This window comes from Mumia spirodelae (assembly GCF_050632745.1).
Taxonomy (GTDB): Bacteria; Actinomycetota; Actinomycetes; order Propionibacteriales; family Nocardioidaceae; genus Mumia.
The window spans coordinates 1,319,522-1,332,469 of record NZ_JBODSD010000001.1; the positions used below are offsets into that span (position 1 = coordinate 1,319,522).

The 12,948-nt window shown below is 72.4% G+C and carries 16 protein-coding genes and 1 riboswitch; of the genes, 9 read left to right on the top strand and 7 right to left on the bottom strand.

Going from position 1 to position 12,948, the window contains the following annotated elements:
* The first annotated feature begins 54 nt into the window (after positions 1-54).
* The 4 genes from ACQSSQ_RS06495 (at position 55) to ACQSSQ_RS06510 (ending at position 1,983) form a co-directional block, all read left to right on the top strand.
* Positions 55-582 carry a Dps family protein gene (locus ACQSSQ_RS06495; protein ID WP_431326218.1) on the top strand — a complete coding sequence of 176 codons (528 nt, stop codon included), beginning with the start codon at positions 55-57 and terminating at the stop codon, positions 580-582.
* Between the two features lie 46 nt (positions 583-628).
* Positions 629-704, top strand: a riboswitch (Fluoride riboswitch).
* Positions 705-722: 18 nt separating this feature from the next.
* Positions 723-1,196 carry a universal stress protein gene (locus ACQSSQ_RS06500; RefSeq protein ID WP_431326219.1) on the top strand — a complete coding sequence of 158 codons (474 nt, stop codon included), beginning with the start codon at positions 723-725 and terminating at the stop codon, positions 1,194-1,196.
* On the top strand, positions 1,193-1,612 hold the full coding sequence (locus tag ACQSSQ_RS06505; protein WP_431326220.1) for a CrcB family protein: 420 nt from the start codon (positions 1,193-1,195) through the stop codon (positions 1,610-1,612). Before ACQSSQ_RS06500 ends, ACQSSQ_RS06505 begins: the two co-directional genes overlap by 4 nt.
* A complete protein-coding gene (locus ACQSSQ_RS06510) occupies positions 1,609-1,983 on the top strand; it encodes a fluoride efflux transporter FluC (RefSeq protein ID WP_431326221.1) in 375 nt (124 codons plus the stop codon). Before ACQSSQ_RS06505 ends, ACQSSQ_RS06510 begins: the two co-directional genes overlap by 4 nt.
* A gap of 63 nt (positions 1,984-2,046) precedes the next feature.
* Here ACQSSQ_RS06510 and ACQSSQ_RS06515 read toward each other — a convergent pair whose 3' ends face one another.
* The 4 genes from ACQSSQ_RS06515 to ACQSSQ_RS06530 form a co-directional block, all read right to left on the bottom strand.
* Positions 2,047-2,964: a glycine betaine ABC transporter substrate-binding protein gene (locus tag ACQSSQ_RS06515; RefSeq protein ID WP_431326222.1), complete on the bottom strand. Its 918-nt coding sequence runs from the start codon at positions 2,962-2,964 to the stop codon at positions 2,047-2,049.
* A gap of 54 nt (positions 2,965-3,018) precedes the next feature.
* Positions 3,019-3,888 carry an ABC transporter permease gene (locus ACQSSQ_RS06520; RefSeq protein ID WP_431326223.1) on the bottom strand — a complete coding sequence of 290 codons (870 nt, stop codon included), beginning with the start codon at positions 3,886-3,888 and terminating at the stop codon, positions 3,019-3,021.
* On the bottom strand, positions 3,881-5,185 hold the full coding sequence (locus ACQSSQ_RS06525; protein WP_431326224.1) for a quaternary amine ABC transporter ATP-binding protein: 1,305 nt from the start codon (positions 5,183-5,185) through the stop codon (positions 3,881-3,883). Before ACQSSQ_RS06525 ends, ACQSSQ_RS06520 begins: the two co-directional genes overlap by 8 nt.
* A 294-nt stretch (positions 5,186-5,479) precedes the next feature.
* Entirely contained in the window at positions 5,480-6,019 is a 540-nt protein-coding gene (locus ACQSSQ_RS06530) for a class I SAM-dependent methyltransferase (RefSeq protein WP_431326225.1), read from the bottom strand.
* An 80-nt stretch (positions 6,020-6,099) separates the two neighbouring features.
* Here ACQSSQ_RS06530 and ACQSSQ_RS06535 point away from each other — a divergent pair, with 80 nt between their 5' ends.
* On the top strand, positions 6,100-6,681 hold the full coding sequence (locus ACQSSQ_RS06535; protein ID WP_431326226.1) for an HhH-GPD-type base excision DNA repair protein: 582 nt from the start codon (positions 6,100-6,102) through the stop codon (positions 6,679-6,681).
* A gap of 80 nt (positions 6,682-6,761) precedes the next feature.
* Here ACQSSQ_RS06535 and ACQSSQ_RS06540 read toward each other — a convergent pair whose 3' ends face one another.
* Together ACQSSQ_RS06540 and ACQSSQ_RS06545 are read right to left on the bottom strand one after the other, a co-directional pair.
* Positions 6,762-7,418: a fasciclin domain-containing protein gene (locus tag ACQSSQ_RS06540; protein ID WP_431326227.1), complete on the bottom strand. Its 657-nt coding sequence runs from the start codon at positions 7,416-7,418 to the stop codon at positions 6,762-6,764.
* 56 nt (positions 7,419-7,474) lie between these two features.
* Entirely contained in the window at positions 7,475-9,028 is a 1,554-nt protein-coding gene (locus tag ACQSSQ_RS06545; RefSeq protein WP_431326228.1) for a molybdopterin-dependent oxidoreductase, read from the bottom strand.
* 130 nt (positions 9,029-9,158) lie between these two features.
* Between ACQSSQ_RS06545 and sigK the strand changes: the two genes are divergently transcribed.
* Positions 9,159-9,758 carry an ECF RNA polymerase sigma factor SigK gene (sigK, locus tag ACQSSQ_RS06550; RefSeq protein WP_431326229.1) on the top strand — a complete coding sequence of 200 codons (600 nt, stop codon included), beginning with the start codon at positions 9,159-9,161 and terminating at the stop codon, positions 9,756-9,758.
* The gene (locus ACQSSQ_RS06555) at positions 9,755-10,480 is read left to right on the top strand and encodes an anti-sigma factor (protein ID WP_431326230.1); all 726 of its coding nucleotides are present in this window, start codon (positions 9,755-9,757) and stop codon (positions 10,478-10,480) included. The genes sigK and ACQSSQ_RS06555 overlap by 4 nt, the downstream gene beginning before the upstream one ends.
* A 24-nt stretch (positions 10,481-10,504) precedes the next feature.
* Here ACQSSQ_RS06555 and ACQSSQ_RS06560 read toward each other — a convergent pair whose 3' ends face one another.
* Complete coding sequence (locus tag ACQSSQ_RS06560; RefSeq protein ID WP_431326231.1) at positions 10,505-11,041, bottom strand: mycothiol transferase; 537 nt, start codon at positions 11,039-11,041, stop codon at positions 10,505-10,507.
* A gap of 98 nt (positions 11,042-11,139) precedes the next feature.
* On the opposite strand from ACQSSQ_RS06560, the gene ACQSSQ_RS06565 reads away from it, so the two are divergent.
* Both ACQSSQ_RS06565 and ACQSSQ_RS06570 read left to right on the top strand, forming a co-directional pair.
* The gene (locus tag ACQSSQ_RS06565; RefSeq protein ID WP_431326781.1) at positions 11,140-12,309 is read left to right on the top strand and encodes an LLM class flavin-dependent oxidoreductase; all 1,170 of its coding nucleotides are present in this window, start codon (positions 11,140-11,142) and stop codon (positions 12,307-12,309) included.
* On the top strand, positions 12,306-12,923 hold the full coding sequence (locus tag ACQSSQ_RS06570) for an FMN reductase (protein ID WP_431326232.1): 618 nt from the start codon (positions 12,306-12,308) through the stop codon (positions 12,921-12,923). The genes ACQSSQ_RS06565 and ACQSSQ_RS06570 overlap by 4 nt, the downstream gene beginning before the upstream one ends.
* Positions 12,924-12,948: the final 25 nt, after the last annotated feature.

Sequence of the window (12,948 nt, forward strand, 5' to 3'; positions counted from 1 at the left end):
CGGCCGGTGGGCACCGCCCGAGGGGACGAAGCAGTCGACGAAGGAGGATTTCCCATGGCCAAGACGACGAACCGCGAGAAGAGCCGTACGGTCGAGGCGCCGTTCCAGGCGTCGAAGCAGATGGCCGACCACCTTCAGCAGATGCACGTCGACCTGATCGACCTGCACCTCCTCGGCAAGCAGGCGCACTGGAACGTCGTGGGCAAGAACTTCCGCGACCTGCACCTGCAGCTGGACGAGATCGTCGAGGCGGCACGCGGGTTCAGCGACGACGTGGCCGAGCGGATGCGCGCCGTCTCCATCACCCCGGACGGGCGCGCGGCGACCGTCGCCGAGCGCAGCAGCCTCCCGGAGTTCCCCTCCGACGAGGTGGACACCGCCGAGACGGTCGACCTGGTCACCAGCGCCCTGCACGCCGTCGCGGCGACCGCCCGCCGCATCCACGACGACGTCGACGAGGAGGACCCGACCACCGCGGACATGCTGCACGCGATCCTCGAACGCGTCGAGCAGCTCGCGTGGATGGTCGGGGCGGAGAACCGGATCGCCAACCGGAGCATCCCGCGTCCCGTGCACGCGTGAGCGCGGGCGGGCCACGCCCGCCTGCGCCCAGGTCGGGCCGGACTACGATGAGCGAGGCGATGGATCCCGCCGAGACCTCACCGGTCTGAACCGCCGTCACGGCTGATGGACCCTGTGCCGTCCGAGGACAGGAGCATGCCGTGACCGACGAACCCGACCGACGCCCGATCCTCGCGGGGGTGAACGCCACCCAGGACGCGAGCGTCCCGCGCCAGGCGGCGGCGCTCGCGACCCGGATGGACGCCGACCTGGTCTGCGCCTGGATCGACACGACGCGGCTCCCGCGCGAGGGGGACGGGACCGATGCGGTCACCGTCCCGGTCGACCCCGACGTCGTCGGCTCCGACGGCACGGAGTCCGAGGTCCTCGCGCGGGTGCGCGCGGCGCTGGACGGCGCCACCGCGCGGTGGACGCTCGTGCGGGCCAGCGGCGAGGTCGTGAGCGCGCTGCGGACGGTCGCGGACACGTACGACGCCGCGCTCGTCGTGGTCGGGACCCGCCGGCCCGGGATCGTCGAGTGGGTGGACGAGGCTCTCGGCGGCTCGGTCGCGGGGCGCCTCGCCCACACGCAGAAGCGTCCGGTGGTCGTCGTGCCGCAGGGCCGGCCGGAGTGAGGGCGGCGTACGGGCGTCCGCTCCTCGTCCTCGTCGTCGCCCTCGGCGGTGCCGTCGGCACCCTCGCCCGGGCGGGACTCAGCGAGCTCTGGCCCCACGACGGCGACGCCCTGCCGGTCGCGACGCTGACCGCGAACCTGGTCGGCGCGTTCCTCCTGGGGGTCTTGCTCGAGCGCCTGCTCGCCGCCGGGGAGGAGACGCCGCCCCGTCTGCTGCTGCGTCTCGGGCTCGGCACCGGCGTCCTCGGTGGCCTGACGACCTTCTCGGGGCTCGCGCTCGACACCGTGACGCTGGTCCGCGCGGACGCGGTGGCGCTGGCGGCGGCGTACGCCGTCGGTTCCGTCGTCCTGGGGCTCGTCGCGTGCCTGGCCGGTGTCCTGCTCGGTGCCGGACGGCGGACGGGGCACGCGCGGTGAGCGCGCTGACGTGGGCGCTCGTGGGCGTGCTCGGCGGCGGGGGCGCGGCGTGCCGGTTCCTGGTCGACAGCGCCGTGCGCTCCCGCTGGCCGACCGCGATGCCGTGGGGGACGGTGGTGGTGAACCTGAGCGGCTCCCTGCTGATCGGACTCCTCGCCGGTGCGCACCTCGAGGGGCTGATCGGTGCGCAGACGTACGCGGTCGCGGCACTCGGCTTCTGCGGGGGCTACACGACCTTCTCCACCGCGATGGTCGAGACCGTCAGGCTCGCCCAGGCGGGCGACGTCCGCCGGGCGGTGCTGAACGCGGCGGGGACCCTCGTCCTCACCTGTGTCCTCACCGCGGTGGCGATGCTGGGCCTCCTGCGCTGACGGCGGACGCGACCGGACGTCGTGGGCGAGTCCGCTCCACGACGTCCGGTCTGCCGTCGGGGCTCAGCTCAGGACGGCCTTCTCCTTCAGGTCGTCGACGAAGGACGCGTTGTCCTTCAGCCACTGGTCGACCGCCTCCTCCTCGGACACGTCGTCCCCGGAGTTGAACATGAGGTTCTCCAGCGAGAACAGCTGCTCGTCGTCCAGCGTGAACGCGCCGATCAGGTCCTCGAGGTCGCTGTAGCGCTCCCCGAAGTCCTTCGTGCCGTAGGCGTGGATCTCCTCGGCGTCACCGAGCGTGCCCTCGGGGTCCTCGAGGTCGCGGACGGGGAACTCGTCGTACGCCCAGTGCGGGCGCCACAGCGTCACCGCGACGTTGTCGCCGGAGGCGGTCGCGCTCTTGAGCTCCGAGAGCATCGCCGGCGTCGAGGAGATGACGTAGTCCATGTCCTCGAGGCCGTACGTCGGGACGACCTCCTCCTGCGTGACCTTCGTGAGACCGGCGCCGGCCTCGATACCGACGAGGCGGTTGCCGTACTCGTCGGCCATCGTCTTGAGGTCGCCGATGGTCTTGGCCGGCGAGCTCTCGTTCACCGCGATGGTGAGCTTCGCGTCGTCGTACCAGGTGCCGAGGTCGCTGATGTCGTCACCGAACTTGTCGATGTACGACTTGTGGGTCAGCGGCAGCCACGTGTCGAACGTGACGTCGAAGTCGCCGCCGGCCAGACCGGTGAAGATCACGCCGATGTCGGCGGTCTCGGTCTCGACCTCGTAGCCCTCGTCCTCGAGGATCGCCTTCCAGAGGTGGGAGACGGCGATGCCCTCGTCCCAGCCCGACGGGATGCCGATCGAGATCGTCTTGTCGTCGCTGCCGCTCGCGGAGTCCGACCCGCCGCACGCGGCGAGCCCCGCGCTCAGGACGAGCGCCGAGGCTGCAGCGGTGAGGCCGCGCAGGATTCCGGAGGTGCGTACGCGTGACATGTGTTCCTTCCTTCGGCGGGAGTCTGCTCCCGCCTGGGTTGGGGGATGTGTCGCTCAGGCCCGGCTCGTCGCCAGCGCCTTCGCGACGGGGGCGCGGGCGGAGAGGCCCGCGGTGACGCGATCGAGGTAGATCGCGAGGATCACGACGGCGATGCCGGCCTCGAAGCCGGAGCCGACGTCGACGCTGCTGAGGGCCGAGACGACGTCCCGGCCGAGTCCCTCGGCGCCGACCATGCCGGAGATGACGACCATCGAGAGCGCCAGCATGATCACCTGGTTGACGCCGGCCATGATCGTCGGGAGCGCGAGCGGGAGCTGGACCTGGCGCAGGATGCGGCCCGGGGTCGCCCCGAAGGCCTGACCCGCCTCGACAACCTCCGCGTCGACCTGCCGGATGCCGAGCTCGGTGAACCGGACGCCCGGAGCGAGCGCGAAGATGACCGTCGCGACGATCCCGGGGACGACACCGGTGAGGAAGATGACGACCGTCGGGATGAGGTACACGAACGCCGGCATCGTCTGCATGAAGTCGAGGACCGGCCTCACGACCGCCGAGACGGTGTCGTTGCGCGCCGCCCAGATCCCGACCGGGATCGCCACCAGCAGCGCGATGACGGACGCGAGGAGCACCAGCGCGAGCGTCTTCATCGCGTTCTCCCACTGGTCGACGCCGGCGACGACGACGAACCCGGCGAGGGAGACCAGCGCGAGCTTCCCTCCCTTCGCGAGCAGGGCGACCAGCACCAGCAGGAGCGCGACCACCCAGAACGGGGGTGCGAGAAGCACCTCGCTGAGCCCGTCGTACGCGCCGGACAGCACGTCCTTCACGAGGTCGAAGAAGGGACGGAAGGTGTCGGTGACCCAGTCGACGCCCTGCTCGACCCAGTCGCCGAGGGGGATGCGGGGGATCGGTCCGTCAGTCATCGCTGCCTCCCGGGGTCAGGTCGGTCGGGGCCATCGCGGCGAGCAGCGTCGCGCGGGGTACGACGCCGACGAGCCGTCCGTCGTCGTCGGTCACGGGGACCGGGAGCGGGTGCTCGGCCGACGGCGCGAAGACCTCCGCCAGCGGCGTGCTCGTGCGCACGGTCGGGACCTCCTCGAGCGCGACGTCGGCGAGGGACTCCTTGCCCTGCTTCAGCGCGTCGGCGGCCGTGGTGTCGCGGACGACGCCGCGCAGCACGCGCTGCCGGTCCACGACGTACGCCGCAGGGACCTGCGCGTCGCGCATCGTCCGGGTCGCCTGGCGAGGGCCGCCCGCGACCGGGACGACCGCCGCAGGGCGGACCATCACCGACGACGCGGTCAGGACGCGGCTGCGGTCGACGTCGGCGGTGAACTGCGCGACGTAGTCGTTCGCCGGGTCGGACAGGATCTCCTCCGCCGTGCCGACCTGGGCGATGCGGCCGTCGCGCATGACGGCGATGCGGTCGCCGATGTGCATGGCCTCGTTCAGGTCGTGGGTGATGAACACGATCGTCTTGCCGAGGCGGCGCTGGAGGTCGAGCAGCTGCTCCTGCATCTCGCGCCGGATCAGCGGGTCCAGCGCGGAGAACGCCTCGTCCATCAGGAGGATGTCGGTGTCGGCGGCCAGGGCGCGGGCGAGGCCGACGCGCTGACGCATGCCGCCCGACAGCTGGGACGGGAGCGAGTCCTCCCAGCCCTCGAGTCCGACCAGGGCGAGCGCCTCGGCCGCCTTGGCGCGGCGCTCCTTCTTGCGCACGCCCTGGATCTCCAGCGGGTACGCCGCGTTGTCCAGGACCGTGCGGTGCGGGAGGAGCGCGAAGTGCTGGAAGACCATGCTGACCCGGGCGCGGCGCAGGGCGCGCAGCTCGCGCGGGTCGACCGCGCTGAGGTCGTCGTCCCCGACGAGAACGCGACCGGCGGTCGGGCGCCAGAGCCCGTTGAGCATCCGGATGAGGGTGGACTTGCCGGATCCCGACAACCCCATCACGACGAAGATCTCGCCGGCGCGGACCTCGAGGCTCGCGTCGATGACCGCCGCCGTCCCCAGCGCCTTCACCTCGTCACGCGTCGCGCCCTGCTCGAGCCGGCGGACCGCCTCGGGTCCGCGACGTCCGAAGACCTTGAAGACGTTCTCCACGCGCAGCGCCACGGGGGCGTCGTCGTCGCGCGGTGCGGTGGGCGGGGGGAGCTCGGGCTCGTCGACGGGCGGGTGCGGGGAAGCGGGGATCGGAGGGCCAGGGCTCACACGAGAGGTCATGACGGGGGTGGTTCGCCACCTTTCGGTCGTGCCGCGCGCACGCTCGGTCGGGTGGAGCCCGAGAACGTCAGACGCGGCGTCGCTGTCTGCCGGCGACTGCGGCACCGCACGTGGGGTGCTCCCGACCAGGCCCGCACGCCGTGGGCGGGCAGCGCGGTCGGTACGTCGCTCTCCCCATCCTGCACACGCCAAGGTCACGGACGGTAACGAGAGCCGGGGATTCTGAGCCTTACCGAGGGTGGCCGAGACGGTGAATTCGCCGTCTGACCTGGAAGGTTGGATGTTGCAACTTCGTTATCTTTTCGTGATCCCGTTCCGGGTTTGCGGGGCGCCGAACGCCACCACCGTGGGTGCCGGTGTGGCGACGGTCACGGCCTCGAAGCCGCCTCCGCGCAGCGAGCTCACGACGGCCTCCGCGGCGCTGTCGGAGACCGCTCCCGACGGTGTCTCGTAGAAGAGCCAGAGCGAGCCGCCGGGCCGCAGCACCCGCCTCAGCGCCGCGGCGACGGGAGTGGCGTCCCCGGTCCAGAAGAGGTTCACGTTGACGGCGAAGGCGATGTCGCGCGACGCCTCCGGGAGCGTCGGTGCGACCTCCTCGACCGGCCCTCGGACCACCTCCCACCGCGCATCCGCAGCGGCCGCCGCGCACCGGTCGCGCGTACGCTCCTCGGCGACGGCCGAGCGGTCGACCCCGAGATAGCTGCCGTGCGGACCGAGCCGCTCGAGCACGAGCTGAGCGGCCACTCCCGGCCCGCCGCCGATCTCGAGCACGTCGCTGCTCGTGCGCAGCGGGAGAGCGGCGACGGCGGTACTGACGCGTCCGGGCACGGCCATGCCCCACCGTACGACGTGCCGACCCTTCCGGCGCTCCGTCGGGCGGCAGGGACCAGCCGGCGTCGGGCAGTATGAGGGGCATGAGCCTCAACCTCACCGGTGACGCCGACGCGGACCAGCTGCTCGACTCCGACCCGTTCGCGCTGCTCGTCGGGATGCTGCTGGACCAGCAGTACCCGATGGAGGCGGCGTTCGCGGGGCCGTACAAGATCGCGCAGCGCCTCGGGTCGATCGACGTCGCCACCGTCGCCGAGCAGGACCCGGAGGCCTTCGCGGCGCTGTGCTCCACGCCGCCGGCGGTCCACCGCTACCCGGGCGCGATGGCCAAGCGGATCCAGGAGCTGGCGTCGTACCTGCTCGCGGAGTACGACGGTGACCCGACCCGCCTCTGGACCGACGGAGACCCCGACGGCGCGACGGTGCTCAAGCGGCTGAAGGCGCTGCCCGGGTACGGCGACCAGAAGGCGCGCATCTTCCTCGCGCTCCTCGGCAAGCAGCGCGGTGTCGAGCCCCGAGGGTGGCGCGAGGCGGCGGGAGCGTACGGCGAGGACGGCTCGCGCCGCTCCATCGCGGACGTCGTGGACGCGGCGACGCTCGCCGAGGTCCGCACCTTCAAGAAGGAGCAGAAGGCGGCGGCGAAGGCCGCGAAGGCGAAGGCGTAGGCGTAGGGACGTACGGCGCCCGCCGGCCCTCGTCACACCCCGGGATGCGGAACGAGGACCGACGGGCGGTTCGGGGGGCGTCACATCGGCGGCATGAGCACCGTGTCGATGAGGTAGACGGTCGCGTTGGCGGTCTTGACGCCGCCGCAGACGACGGCGGCGTTCTCAGCCCCGACGGTCAGGGCGTCAGGGGTGCCCTTGACCTCCAGCTCCGCGCCGTTGGCGGTCTCGTGGGTGCCGACGACCTCGTCCGGGCTGAGCTGACCCGGCACGACGTGGTAGGTCAGGACCGACTCGAGCGTCGTGGCCCCGGCGGGCGTGGAGAGCTCGTCGACCGTCTTCTGGGGCAGCTTCGCGAACGCGTCGTCGACCGGGGCAAAGACGGTGAACTCCCCGCCATTGAGGGTGTCGACGAGGTTCACGTCGGGGTTCAGCTGCCCGCTGACAGCCGCCGTCAGGGTCTTGAGCAGGGGGTTGTTGCTCGCCGCCGTCGCGACCGGGTCCTGAGCCATGCCGTCGACCGAGCCGGAGCCGTCGGGCACCTGCTCGGCGTACGCGGCGCAGCCGGGACCGACGAGGTCCGCAGACGCGTCGTCGGTCATGCCGTCGTCCGTCATCTCGTCCGACATCGACTCCGACGCGGTCGGGGTCGAGCCGGAGGAGCCGGAGTCCGAGTCGTCACCACCGCACGCGGTGGTGACGAGCGTGAGCGAGGCCAGCAGCGCGGCCGTCGCCATGAAACGGGTCCTCCAAGGGGTCGTGCGCATCGTCTTCCCTTTCCTGTGGGGTGGGGTCACTCCACCGAGAACCGGACGCTGTGCCAGCCGGTGGAGCCGTCCGGCCGTGGCTCGGCACGGTCGGAGGTCTGGGTGACGCCGCGGGCGTCGGTCGCCCGGACGGTGAGGGTGTGGTCGCCGGAGGTCGCGTCGTCCCAGCGCCAGCTCCACTGCCGCCAGGTGTCGATCCCGTCCTGCGGCGCGAGCCGCGCCTGCTGCCAGGGGCCGTCGTCGACGCGGACCTCGACAGCGCTGACGCCGACGTGCTGCGCCCAGGCGACCCCGCCCACCCGGACCGCGTCGCGCGGGAACGACTCAAAGCCTCGGGGGACGTCGATGCGCGACGCCAGCTTGATCGGCGCCTGCTCGGCCCAGTCGCGCTCGGTCCAGTACGCGGTGAACTCGGAGAACCGCGTGACCTCGATGTCGACCAGCCACTTCGTCGCGGACACGTAGCCGTAGAGGCCGGGGACGACCATCCGCGCGGGGAACCCGTGGTCCAGCGGGAGCGGCTCGCCGTTCATCGCGACCGCGACCATCGCGTCGCGACCGTCGAGGACCGCCTCGAGCGGGGTGCCGATGACCATCCCGTCGGCACTGGTCGACTTCAGGGCGTCGGCGCCGTCCCGGACGCCCGCGCGCCGGAGGAGGTCGGCGAGAGGGACGCCGATCCACGTCGCGTTGCCCGCGTACGGGCCGCCGACCTCGTTGGAGACGCACGTGAGGGTGATGCGGCGCTCGATCAGCCGCTCGTCGAGCAGCGCGGCGAAGTCGAGGTCGAGCTCACGGTCGACCTCCCCGTGGATCCGCAGCCGCCACGTGTCGGCGGGGACGTCGGGGACGAGGAGCGCGGTGTCGACGCGGTAGAAGTCGCGGTTGGGCGTGACGTACGGCGTGATGCCGCGCAGCGGGTCCACTCCCGCGGGCACGGGAGGAGCGGCGCTCGCCGGCGGCGGGATCGTCACCGCCGCGCGGGAGGTGGCGGCGTCCGACGTCCCCAGGAGCCGCGTCACGCCTCCCCCGACGGTGGCGACGGCCGCGGTGCCCAGCACCGTGAGCAGGAAGCGGCGGCGGTCGAAGCCCGACGGCAGGTCGTCGCCCGGTCGCGGTCCGAGCGGGTCGGGGGAGCGCAGGGGCTCGAGCAGGAGGAGGAGCGCGGCGACGCCGACGACGGTCGTGGTGAGCGGGGCGAGTGCGGCGACGGCCGGCCGGGCCGAGGTCGTCGTGTCCACCAGCGTCGCCGCGAGGGCCACCAGACCCATCGCCACGACGATGCCCACGGCGACGCGCGGCCGGGTGAGCCCGACCCATCCGGCGGCCGCGGCGACGAGAAGGAGGACGACGGCGGTGCCGGCGAGCAGGACCGCTTTGTCGTTCTCGCCGAACTGGCGCACTGCGAAGTCCTTCAGCCAGCCCGGGGTCCGCGCCACGAAGGCGTTCCCGACCGCGACGACCGGCGACGGCGCGCCCGTCAGCGTGGCGACCGCGGTGCCCGCCGCCGTACCGGCGAGAGCAGCGAGGACGCCTGATCCTGCGGCCAGGATCCGGCGGGGTGCTCGGTGGTGGACCATGCCCCTGCTTCGCGGCGAGCCACCCCGTGGATGGGCCGGAGCAGGCAGAATGTCGCTGGTCGGGGACGACCCATCCAGAGGGCTCGCAGCGACGAATCATCGAGTGACGTCCCCGAGAGCAGGAGCGCCGATGCCAGGTCCGGAGCAGGGTCGACCCGAGGAGCCGCGCGAGAGCGGCCCCCCGGCGGCCGACCCCGTCGAGTCCCTCATGGCGCGCGTCGCCCGCGGGGACGAGGACGCGTTCGCCGCGGTCTACGACGCGCTGTCAGGCCCGGTGTTCGGGCTCGTGCGCAGGGTCCTGCGAGACCCGGTCCGGTCGGAGGAGGTGACGCAGGAGGTGTTCCTGCAGGTGTGGCAGAAGGCGCCGAACTTCGACGCCGCACGCGGCCGCGCGAAGACGTGGGTCCTCACGCTGGCGCACCGGCGCGCGGTCGACGCCGTCCGGCACGACCAGGCCGCCGCCGACCGGGACGCGCGCTACGACTGGTCGGGCGGGCCGGCGTACGACCAGGTCGCCGACGAGGTGACGGTGCGCCTGGAGCACGAGCAGGTACGCCGGTGCCTCGGGACGCTGACCGACCTCCAGCGCGAGGCGGTCGGGCTGGCGTACTACCAGGGCCACACCTACGCCCAGGTCGCCGCGATCCTCGACGCCAACCCTGCGACGGTCAAGACCCGCCTGCGCGACGGGCTGATCCGGCTGCGTGACTGCCTGGGGGTGACGGCATGACCAGCGACCCGCACAACCTCGCCGGTGCCTACGCCCTCGACGCGCTCGACGCCGAGGAGCGCACGTCGTACGAGGCGCACCTGGCCGAGTGCACGGACTGCGCCGAGGAGGTCCGCGGCTTCCGTGAGACCGCGGCCAGGCTCGGCGCCGCCCAGGAGACCGCGCCGCCGTCCCCCCTGCGACGAGCCGTGCTCGACGCGGCCGCGCGGACGCCCCAGGAACGGCCCGTGGTCGTCGAGCTCGGCGGCCAGCGGCGGCCCCGCCCCGGCTGGCCGGTGCGCCTGCTGCTCGTCGCCGCGTCGCTCGCCCTCGTCGTCGGTGCGGCCGTCTTCGGGCTGTCCCAGCGCGAGGAGGCCGACCGGATGGAGGCGCAGCAGGCGGCGATCACGGAGGTGCTCTCGGCGCCGGACGCGGCGATGGTCTCGGCGCCGGTGGACGGTGGCGGCACCGTCCGTGTCGTGCAGTCGGCCGAGATGGGCAAGGCCGTCATGGTCGTGTCCGAGCTGCCGCGGCTCGACGACGACCACGACTACCAGATGTGGACGCAGAGCGGCGGGGCGATGCACAGCGCCGGGGTGATCCCTCGTGACGAGCAGGGCAGCCGCGGCGCCCACGTCATGGACGACGTCACCGGCGTGACGGCGGTCGCGATCAGCGTCGAGCCGGCCGGGGGCTCGGCGGAGCCGACGACCGACCCGATCGTCCTGATCGAGACCGCCTGAGCGGCGGCCGGCTCCGGCGGCCGGTCAGCCGAGCCCGGCGCGCTCGGCCACGCCGCGGACGTACGCCGCCTGGCCGAGGTGCTGCACGCTGTCGTCGAGCATGCTGACGATCCGCACCGCGGCCGTCACCGGCGGGTCCCAGCGCGTGTCGACCACCCGCTCGAGCTCGGCCACGTCGACCGACCGGAGGTAGTCGCGCAGCCGCGCCGTGACGTCGCGGTGGTAGCCCGCGAGCTTCTCACCGCTCGCGACCACCCGCGCCACGTCGTCGCCGGACTGGCCGTAGCCTGTCGCCGACTTCGGGAACGGGAGCCCCAGCTCGTCGTACCAGCCCTCGTCGGTCCACACCTGCGCCGTGCCCGCGAGGTCGGCGCCGTGGTCGTCGAGGACACGCGCCTGGTGCCAGACCAGCCAGCAGACCGTGTTGGACTGCGTGTCGGGGCGGTAGGTCCCGATCGGCGTCGGGAGGTCCCGGGTCAGGGAGTCGACCAGGGCGTCGATGCGGTCGACGTGGTCGAGGAGGAGGGAGCGGAGAGCCTCGAGCGCGGGATCGGTGGTCATGGGTCCCACCGTAGGGGAATAGCCCCGGTGGCAAGGTAGTTGAAGCGTGTACTACTTTGGTTCCAGTGATCGCAGACGCGGTCGGAGAAGAGGGCACGATGCAGTTCGGGATCTTCACCGTCGGAGACGTCACCACCGACCCCACGACGGGGCGGACGCCGACCGAGCACGAGCGGATCAAGGCGACCGTCGAGATCGCCAAGAAGGCCGAGGAGGTGGGCCTGGACGTCTTCGCGACCGGCCAGCACCACAACCCGCCGTTCATCCCCTCCGCCCCGACGACCACGCTGGCCTACATCGCCGCGCAGACCGAGCGGATCATCCTCTCGACCTCGACGACGCTGATCACGACCACCGACCCGGTCCGCATCGCGGAGGACTACGCGACGCTGCAGCACCTGTCGGACGGCCGCAACGACCTCATGATGGGCCGCGGCAACACCGGACCCGTCTACCCGTGGTTCGGCAAGGACATCCGGCAGGGGATCGAGCTCGCGATCGAGAACTACCACCTGCTGCGCCGCCTCTGGACCGAGGACGTCGTGGACTGGGAGGGCAAGTTCCGCACGCCGCTGCAGGGCTTCACCGCGACGCCGCGTCCGCTGGACGGCGTGCCGCCGTTCGTGTGGCACGGGTCGATCCGCAGCCCTGAGATCGCCGAGCAGGCCGCGTACTACGGAGACGGGTTCTTCTCGAACCACATCTTCTGGCCCGCGAGCCACACCGAGCGGATGATCGCGTTCTACCGGCAGCGGTTCGAGCACTACGGGCACGGCGCCGCCGACCAGGCGATCGTCGGACTCGGTGGCCAGGTCTTCATGCGCAAGAACAGCCAGGACGCCGTGAAGGAGTTCCGGCCGTACTTCGACAACGCGCCCGTCTACGGGCACGGGCCGAGCCTCGAGGACTTCACCCGCGAGACCCCGTTGACCGTCGGCAGCCCGCAGGAGGTCATCGAGCGGACGCTCGGCTTCCGCGACTACGTCGGCGACTACCAGCGCCAGCTGTGGCTGATGGACCACGCCGGACTGCCGCTCAAGACCGTGCTGGAGCAGCTCGACATCCTCGGCGAGGATGTCGTCCCGGTGCTCCGCAAGGAGTTCGCGGCGCTCAAGCCCGAGCACGTCCCCGACGCCCCGACCCACGCGTCGCTCGTCGCCGCCGCCGGCGGCGGGCACGACGCCACCGTCCACGCTGCCGGCGACGACGTCACCGGCACGTCGGACCGCAACGACACCCCGACCGCATCCGAGGAGGTGCGCGCGTGACCACCCGCAAGATCGCCGTCGTCAGCGCCGGCCTCAGCCAGCCGTCGTCCACCCGGCTGCTGGCCGACCGGCTCGCCCAGGCCGTCAAGGACGACCTGCTCACCCGTGGCGTCGACGCCGAGGTGACCGTGCACGAGCTCCGCGAGCACGCGCACGACATCACCAACGCGATGCTCACCGGCTTCGCGCCGACCGGGCTCCAGGCCGTGATCGACGACGTCGTCGCGGCCGACGGCCTGGTGGTCGTCACGCCGATCTTCACCGCTTCGTACTCCGGGCTCTTCAAGTCCTTCTTCGACGTGCTCGACAAGGACGCGCTGGCCGGGAAGCCGACCGTGATCGCCGCGACCGCGGGCACGGCGCGCCACTCGCTGGCGCTCGAGCACGCGCTGCGTCCGATGTTCGCCTACCTGCGGGCCGTCGTCGTCCCGACGGCGGTGTTCGCGGCGTCGGAGGACTGGGGCGGCGTCGACGGCGTGAGCGGTGCGCTGGAGTCGCGCGTCGAGCGGGCCGGGAGCGAGCTCGCGGAGCTCGTCGCGGCCCGGGAGGCGGTGGCTCCGGCCGACCCGTTCGCCCTGACGACGTCGTTCGAGAGCATGCTCTCGGGGCAGTGATCCGCGTGGCAGCGCTGGCCTGTCG

What these genes read in the sequence shown, in the direction of transcription:
- ACQSSQ_RS06495 (WP_431326218.1), top strand. Translation starts at nt 55, where the DNA reads ATGGCCAAGACGACGAACCGCGAGAAGAGCCGTACGGTCGAGGCGCCG.
- ACQSSQ_RS06515 (WP_431326222.1), bottom strand. Translation starts at nt 2,964, where the DNA reads ATGTCACGCGTACGCACCTCCGGAATCCTGCGCGGCCTCACCGCTGCA.
- ACQSSQ_RS06520 (WP_431326223.1), bottom strand. Translation starts at nt 3,888, where the DNA reads ATGACTGACGGACCGATCCCCCGCATCCCCCTCGGCGACTGGGTCGAG.
- ACQSSQ_RS06525 (WP_431326224.1), bottom strand. Translation starts at nt 5,185, where the DNA reads ATGACCTCTCGTGTGAGCCCTGGCCCTCCGATCCCCGCTTCCCCGCAC.
- ACQSSQ_RS06530 (WP_431326225.1), bottom strand. Translation starts at nt 6,019, where the DNA reads ATGGCCGTGCCCGGACGCGTCAGTACCGCCGTCGCCGCTCTCCCGCTG.
- ACQSSQ_RS06535 (WP_431326226.1), top strand. Translation starts at nt 6,100, where the DNA reads ATGAGCCTCAACCTCACCGGTGACGCCGACGCGGACCAGCTGCTCGAC.
- ACQSSQ_RS06540 (WP_431326227.1), bottom strand. Translation starts at nt 7,418, where the DNA reads ATGGCGACGGCCGCGCTGCTGGCCTCGCTCACGCTCGTCACCACCGCG.
- ACQSSQ_RS06545 (WP_431326228.1), bottom strand. Translation starts at nt 9,028, where the DNA reads ATGGTCCACCACCGAGCACCCCGCCGGATCCTGGCCGCAGGATCAGGC.
- sigK (WP_431326229.1), top strand. Translation starts at nt 9,159, where the DNA reads ATGCCAGGTCCGGAGCAGGGTCGACCCGAGGAGCCGCGCGAGAGCGGC.
- ACQSSQ_RS06555 (WP_431326230.1), top strand. Translation starts at nt 9,755, where the DNA reads ATGACCAGCGACCCGCACAACCTCGCCGGTGCCTACGCCCTCGACGCG.
- ACQSSQ_RS06560 (WP_431326231.1), bottom strand. Translation starts at nt 11,041, where the DNA reads ATGACCACCGATCCCGCGCTCGAGGCTCTCCGCTCCCTCCTCCTCGAC.
- ACQSSQ_RS06565 (WP_431326781.1), top strand. Translation starts at nt 11,140, where the DNA reads ATGCAGTTCGGGATCTTCACCGTCGGAGACGTCACCACCGACCCCACG.